7 protein-coding genes are annotated in these 7,004 nt (G+C 63.1%); 6 read left to right on the top strand and 1 reads right to left on the bottom strand.

All coding sequences use genetic code 11. The annotated features are described in order from the left end of the window. The 4 genes from K7431_RS30675 to hemN form a co-directional block, all read left to right on the top strand. A partial coding sequence (locus K7431_RS30675) for a heavy metal translocating P-type ATPase (protein ID WP_224316767.1) occupies positions 1 to 2,434 on the top strand: 2,434 nt, incomplete at its 5' end. Between the two features lie 22 nt (positions 2,435 to 2,456). Then, positions 2,457 to 2,675, top strand: coding sequence for a cbb3-type cytochrome oxidase assembly protein CcoS (gene ccoS / locus K7431_RS30670; protein WP_015885305.1), 219 nt, complete (start codon positions 2,457 to 2,459; stop codon positions 2,673 to 2,675). Continuing rightward, positions 2,668 to 3,351: a sulfite exporter TauE/SafE family protein gene (locus K7431_RS30665; protein WP_015885306.1), complete on the top strand. Its 684-nt coding sequence runs from the start codon at positions 2,668 to 2,670 to the stop codon at positions 3,349 to 3,351. The genes ccoS and K7431_RS30665 overlap by 8 nt, the downstream gene beginning before the upstream one ends. Before the next feature lie 101 nt (positions 3,352 to 3,452). Beyond that, positions 3,453 to 4,835, top strand: a complete 1,383-nt coding sequence (gene hemN / locus K7431_RS30660; protein WP_015885307.1) for an oxygen-independent coproporphyrinogen III oxidase — start codon at positions 3,453 to 3,455, stop codon at positions 4,833 to 4,835. Here hemN and K7431_RS30655 read toward each other — a convergent pair whose 3' ends face one another. Further along, positions 4,836 to 5,303 carry a hypothetical protein gene (locus K7431_RS30655; protein WP_015885308.1) on the bottom strand — a complete coding sequence of 156 codons (468 nt, stop codon included), beginning with the start codon at positions 5,301 to 5,303 and terminating at the stop codon, positions 4,836 to 4,838. Positions 5,304 to 5,456: 153 nt separating this feature from the next. Here K7431_RS30655 and fnr point away from each other — a divergent pair, with 153 nt between their 5' ends. Together fnr and K7431_RS30645 are read left to right on the top strand one after the other, a co-directional pair. After that, positions 5,457 to 6,191: a fumarate/nitrate reduction transcriptional regulator Fnr gene (fnr, locus tag K7431_RS30650; protein ID WP_015885309.1), complete on the top strand. Its 735-nt coding sequence runs from the start codon at positions 5,457 to 5,459 to the stop codon at positions 6,189 to 6,191. Positions 6,192 to 6,297: 106 nt separating this feature from the next. After that, positions 6,298 to 6,846, top strand: coding sequence for an adenine phosphoribosyltransferase (locus K7431_RS30645; RefSeq protein ID WP_015885310.1), 549 nt, complete (start codon positions 6,298 to 6,300; stop codon positions 6,844 to 6,846). The last annotated feature ends 158 nt before the right edge of the window (positions 6,847 to 7,004 follow it).

The following is a 7,004-nucleotide window of genomic DNA, read 5'->3' as shown; positions in this document are numbered from 1 at the left end:
CTGCTACCACTGCGCCCTCCCCGTCCCCTCCGGCAGCCGGTTTACCAGCGTGATCCTCGGCGCGCGCCGCGAGCTGTGCTGCCCCGGCTGCCAGGCCGTGGCCGAAGCGATTGTGGCCGGGGGCCTGGAAAGTTATTACCAGCACCGCAGTGAAGCCTCGGCCAACCCCGAAACGCTGCCGGTGCAGTTGCTGGACGAGCTGGCGCTGTATGACCGCGCCGACGTGCAAAAACCCTTTGTGCGCCACGAAGGCGACCTCGCCGAAGCCACCCTGCTGATGGAAGGCATCAGCTGCGCCGCCTGCGGCTGGCTGATCGAAAAACACCTGCGCAGCCTGCCCGCCGTGGCCGAGGCGCGGCTGAACCTGTCCAACCACCGCTTGCAGGTGCGCTGGGCGGATGGGCAACTGCCGCTGAGCCAGCTGCTCAGTGAGCTGCGCCATATCGGCTACGCCGCCCACCCCTATCAAGCCGACCGCGCCGCCGAGCAACTGGCCGGCGAAAACCGCCTGGCCCTGCGCCAACTGGGTGTGGCCGGGCTGTTGTGGTTCCAGGCGATGATGGCAACCATGGCCACCTGGCCGGAATTCAATATCGACCTGAGCCCGGAGCTGTATGTAATCCTGCGCTGGGTGGCGATGTTTCTCACCACGCCCATCGTGTTCTACAGCTGCGCACCGTTTTTCAAGGGTGCGATGCGCGACCTGCGCACGCGCCACCTGACCATGGATGTCTCGGTGTCATTGGCCATCGGCGGTGCGTACCTGGCGGGGATCTGGACCGCGATCACCGGCGTGGGTGAGTTGTACTTCGATGCGGTGGGCATGTTTGCGCTGTTCCTGCTGGCCGGTCGCTACCTGGAACGTCGTGCCCGCGAGCGTACGGCCGCCGCCACCGCGCAGCTGGTCAACCTGCTGCCCGCCTCCTGCCTGCGACTCAAGGCCGATGGCCAGAGTGAACGCATCCTGCTCCCCGAACTGGCGCTGGGCGACCGTGTACTGGTGCATCCTGGCGCGGTGCTGCCGGCAGACGGCGTGATCCTCGACGGCCACTCGAGCATTGATGAATCCCTGCTCACCGGGGAGTACCTGCCGCAACCGCGCCAGACCGGGGATGCGGTCACGGCGGGCACCCTTAACGTCGAAGGTGCCTTGACCGTCGAAGTCCGCGCATTGGGCCATGACACGCGCCTGTCCGCCATCGTGCGCCTGCTGGAACGGGCCCAGGCCGAGAAACCGCGCCTGGCGCAGATCGCCGACCGCGCCGCGCAGTGGTTCCTGTTGTGCTCGCTGATCGCGGCCGCGCTGATCGGTCTGCTGTGGTGGGAGCTGGACGCGTCACGGGCGTTCTGGATTGTGCTGGCGATGCTGGTAGCGACCTGCCCCTGTGCATTGTCCCTGGCCACGCCCACTGCCCTCACCGCCGCCACCGGCACTTTGCACAAACTGGGGCTGCTGCTGACCCGTGGCCATGTGCTGGAAGGGCTGAACCAGATCGATACGGTGATTTTCGACAAGACCGGCACCCTCACCGAAGGGCGCCTGGCATTGAGAGCGATCCGGCCCTTGGGCAGCTTGAGCACCGACCTGTGCCTGAGCCTCGCCGCCGCCCTCGAAAACCGCTCCGAACACCCGATTGCCCGTGCCTTTGGGCGTGCACCGCTGGCCGCAGACGAGGTGCTCAGTTCACCAGGACTGGGCCTTGAAGGCCGCGTGGGCGAGCGCCTACTGCGCATTGGTCAACCGGGCTTTGTCTGCGAACTCAGTGGCTGCGCGATTCCCGCTGCGCCGGAGCTTTCCGGCCAATGGCTGCTGCTTGGCGACCGCGAAGGCGCCCTGGCCTGGTTTGTGCTCGACGACCGCCTGCGCAGCGACGCCCCTGCGTTGCTGGCCGCGTGCAAGGCGCGCGGTTGGCGCACGCTGCTGCTGTCCGGGGACAGTTCGCCGATGGTCGCCAGCGTCGCCGCCGAGCTGGGTATCGATGAAGCCCACGGCGGCCTGCGCCCGGATGACAAGCTGCGCGTGCTGCAACACCTGCACAAGGAAGGCCGCAAGGTGCTGATGCTCGGCGATGGGGTCAACGATGTGCCGGTACTCGCCGCCGCCGACATCAGCGTGGCCATGGGCACGGCCACGGACCTGGCCAAGACCAGCGCCGATGCCGTGCTGCTGTCCAATCGACTGGACGCGCTGGTACACGCCTTTACCCTGGCACGACGCACCCGCCGGGTGATCATTGAAAACCTGCTCTGGGCCGGGCTGTACAATGGCCTTATGCTGCCGTTTGCCGCCCTGGGCTGGATCACCCCCATCTGGGCCGCGATCGGCATGTCCCTCAGTTCATTGACCGTGGTGCTCAACGCCCTGCGCCTGACTCGCCTGCCGAGCGCGCCGGCGGCCCGAGCCCCCTCAGTAACCCGCCCGCTGCCGGTGTGAAACGCGCGAGCATGGAGTGCAGATGCCAGCTTTATACGTGATGATTCCGGCGGCGCTGCTATTAGTGGGTGTGGCCATCTACATCTTCTTCTGGGCCGTGGACAGCGGGCAGTACGACGACCTCGACGGCCCGGCCCATAGCGTGTTGTTCGACGACCAGGACCCGAACCACCTGGCTGCCATCGACGAAGCCAACGACGCCGGACACCCGTCCAAGCCCAAAGACCCGCCCCATGCTTGAGCTGGCGCCGCTGTTGGTCTCCGCGCTGATCCTCGGCCTGCTGGGGGGCGGCCATTGCCTGGGCATGTGCGGCGGGCTGATGGGCGCGCTGACCCTGGCGATTCCCAAGGAACAGCGTGGCCGCAGGTTTCAACTGCTGCTGGCGTACAACCTGGGCCGAGTGCTCAGCTACGCCGCGGCCGGGGTGTTGATCGGCCTGGCCGGCTGGGCGGTGGCGAACAGCCCGGCGGCGATGTTCATGCGCGTACTGGCTGGGCTGTTGTTGATCAGCATGGGCCTGTACCTGGCCGGCTGGTGGAGCGGCCTCACCCGCATCGAAAGCCTCGGACGCGGCCTGTGGCGGCATATCCAGCCCGTGGCCGGCCGTTTGTTGCCGGTCTCCAGCCTGCCGCGCGCATTGCTGCTGGGCGCGTTGTGGGGCTGGTTGCCGTGCGGGTTGGTCTACAGCACATTGCTGTGGGCGGCCAGCCAGGGCAATGCGCTGGACAGCGGCCTGTTGATGCTGGCGTTCGGCCTGGGGACCTGGCCGGTGCTGTTGGCGACCGGCTTGGCGGCTGAGCGCGTCACGGCGCTATTGCGCAAACGCAGCGTGCGCATGGCCGGAGGGCTGCTGGTGATGCTGTTCGGCATATGGACATTGCCCGGTCCGCATCAGCACTGGTTGATGGGCCACTAACGCGCTGTGGCATAGCGCCGCTCCCTGTTGATGCAAATCAAGGTGCGCCCCCCGGCCAGCCCCTAGACTCGGCCCACTAGCCTATCCGGGGGAACGCCCGCATGCTCGACGCCATTCGTTGGGACACCAATCTGATTCACCGTTACGACCTGGCGGGACCGCGCTACACGTCCTACCCCACCGCCGTACAATTCGGCAGCCAGGTCGGCACCTTTGACCTGCTCCACGCCCTGCGTGAGAGCCGCAAGGCCGCGCGGCCGTTGTCGCTGTATGTGCATGTGCCGTTCTGCGCCAACATTTGCTATTACTGTGCCTGCAACAAGGTGATCACCAAGGACCGCGGCCGCGCCCTGCCCTACCTGCAACGGCTGGAGCAGGAAATCCAGCTGGTGGCCTGCCACCTCGACCCGAAACAACCGGTGGAACAGCTGCACTTCGGCGGCGGCACGCCGACCTTTCTCAGCCACGACGAATTGCGCCAGGTCATGAACTGCCTGCGCCAGCACTTTAACCTGCTGGATGATGACTCCGGCGACTACGGCATCGAGATCGACCCGCGTGAAGCCGACTGGGCCACCATGGGCCTGCTGCGTGAGCTGGGTTTCAACCGCGTAAGCATCGGCCTGCAAGACCTCGACCCCGAGGTGCAACGGGCCGTCAATCGCCTGCAAAGCCTGGAGGAAACCCGCGCGGTGATCGATGCGGCACGTACGCTGCAATTTCGCTCGATCAATGTCGACCTGATTTACGGCCTGCCCAAGCAAACGCCCATCAACTTCGCGCGCACGGTAGAGGAAGTGATCAAGTTGCAACCGGACCGCCTGTCGGTGTTCAACTACGCCCACCTGCCGGAACGCTTCATGCCCCAGCGGCGCATCAACACCGACGACCTGCCCTCCTCGGCGGAAAAGCTGCTGATGCTGCAAACCACCATCGAGCAACTGACCCAGGCCGGTTACCGCTACATCGGCATGGACCACTTCGCCCTGCCGGACGACGAACTGGCCATCGCCCAGGAAGAAGGCACCCTGCAACGCAACTTTCAGGGCTACACCACCCACGGCCATTGCGACTTGATCGGGCTCGGGGTGTCGGCGATCAGCCAGATCGGTGATCTTTACTGCCAGAACAGCAGTGACCTCACCGGCTACCAGAACACCTTGGCGGGCGCGCAACTGGCCACCAGCCGCGGGCTGGTCTGCACCACGGACGATCGCTTGCGACGGGAAGTGATTCAGCAGTTGATCTGCAATTTCAGCCTGGCATTCGAGAACATCGAGCAGGCATTCAACATTGATTTTCGTGGGTATTTCGAGGAGATCTGGCCGCAACTCCAGGCAATGGCGGAAGATGGCCTGATCGAACTCGACGCCCAGGGCATTCGTGTATTGCCCGCCGGGCGACTGCTGGTGCGGTCGGTGTGCATGGTGTTCGATGCCTACCTGGAGCACCAGAACAGGCAACGATTTTCACGGGTGATCTAGTTACACCGATAACGAAGCGGCCTTCATCGAGTCGTTGGCGCTCATACCTTTCATCGACTTGGCCAGGGAGGTCTGAGCCGACATCAGGCCCGCCTGCAAAGCACTGATTTCGCTTTGCAGAGCACTGGTCTTGGCTCGAGCCTCTTCGGGCGAGAGGTTATTGGCCGCCGCGACTGCTGCCAGTTCGGCCTGTTTTTCGGCGATCTGCTGTTTCAGTTGGCGGATCATTTTCAGCACCTGTTTGACGTTGTCGTCCAGGCCACTGTTATCGATATCCGCATTGGAGCTTTTCGCCGCACCAGCGGCTTTGAAGGCATCGGCGGAAATAGTCACGGTCACACCTTCAACCACTTTGGGTGCAGTAGCCGTTTCAGCGCCTGGTGCTTCTTCCTTGGCCTCAGCCAAGGGTTTTGCATCCGGCACAGTCGGAATGCGGATGGCAGGGTTGTAGGCGGCTATAACAGACATGATCCAGGCTCCGACTAAATAGGTATGCCTGCTGTATCGACCTCGATACAAAAACCTTTATACGGTTGCCGGTTTTTTGTACACGCTGGCTTCAGCGACCTCCAGTGCGTTACCCTTACGTCTTATGTGTGTTTTCCCACAAGGATTTAAGAAATGTCCGAGCCAGTTAAACTGCGCGCTCACAGCCAGGCCCATTGCAAGGATTGCAGCCTGGCCCCCCTCTGCTTGCCACTTTCGCTGAATTTGGAAGACATGGATGCGCTGGACGAGATCGTTAAACGCGGTCGCCCGCTGAAAAAAGGCGAGTTTCTGTTTCGCCAGGGTGACAAGTTCGATTCCGTTTATGCAGTACGTTCGGGTGCGTTGAAGACCTTCAGCCTGAGCGATGGCGGCGAAGAGCAGATCACTGGTTTCCACCTGCCCAGCGAACTGGTGGGGTTGTCGGGCATGGACACCGAGATTCACCCGGTGTCGGCCCAGGCCCTGGAGACCACATCGGTGTGCGAAATCCCCTTCGAACGCCTGGACGAACTGGCCCTGCAATTGCCGCAACTGCGCCGCCAGCTGATGCGGGTGATGAGCCGCGAGATTCGCGACGACCAGCAAATGATGCTGCTGTTGTCGAAGAAAACCGCCGACGAGCGCATCGCCACGTTCCTGGTCAACCTGTCCGCACGGTTCCGTGCCCGTGGTTTCTCGGCCAACCAGTTCCGCCTGAGCATGTCGCGCAATGAAATCGGCAACTACCTGGGCCTCGCGGTGGAAACCGTGTCCCGCGTATTCACCCGCTTCCAGCAGAACGCACTGCTTGCCGCCGAAGGCAAGGAAGTGCATATCCTCGACCCGATCCAGCTGTGTGCACTGGCCGGTGGTTCGCTCGAAGGTTAAGGCACTCGAAGGTTAAGAGAAGGGTTGATCCAGACACCTGCGGCGCGCCAATCGGCGAGGTCGCAGGTATACTTCGAGTCCGTTTCCAGCCCAGGACTCTTCGACGATGACCTTCGATTCGTTCGACATCAAATCCCTGATTCGCCCCGTCATCGACTTCCCCAAGCCTGGGGTGATCTTTCGTGACATCACTCCCCTGTTCCAATCGCCCCGCGCCCTGCGCCTGGTAGCGGACAGCTTTGCCCAGCGTTATGTCGAAGCCGACTTCACCCACATCGGCGCGATGGATGCACGGGGCTTCCTGATCGGCTCGATCATCGCCTACCAACTGAACAAGCCGCTGATCCTGTTCCGCAAGCAGGGCAAGCTGCCCGCCGACGTGCTGGCCGAGGGTTATCAGACCGAGTACGGCGAGGCCTTCCTGGAAGTGCACGCGGACAGCCTGTGCGAGGGCGACTCGGTGTTGATGTTCGATGATTTGATCGCCACCGGCGGCACCCTGATCGCCGCGGCGAACCTGGTGCGGCGCATGGGGGCGAAGATCTTCGAAGCAGCGGCGATTATTGATCTGCCGGAGCTGGGTGGCTCGCAGCGGTTGGAAGAGATGGGGATTCCGACGTTTTGCTTGACGCAGTTTGCGTTGACTGAACGTTAAGGTTTACCTGGGCCGGCCTCTTCGCGAGCAAGCCCGCTTGTGTCTTGAACCAGACTTAAACTGAAGGTGAGAGCGGTGAGTGACAAGCTGAATGCCCGAAGTGCTTAAAGCACGTGTGGGAGCCCATGCTGTCACTCACCTCTCCACTCTGGTCATTG

Origin of the sequence: Pseudomonas fluorescens group sp., from assembly GCF_020093335.1 — a bacterium.
Lineage (GTDB): Bacteria > Pseudomonadota > Gammaproteobacteria > Pseudomonadales > Pseudomonadaceae > Aquipseudomonas > Aquipseudomonas petroselini.
This window is presented reverse-complemented; position numbering and strand designations above follow the sequence as displayed.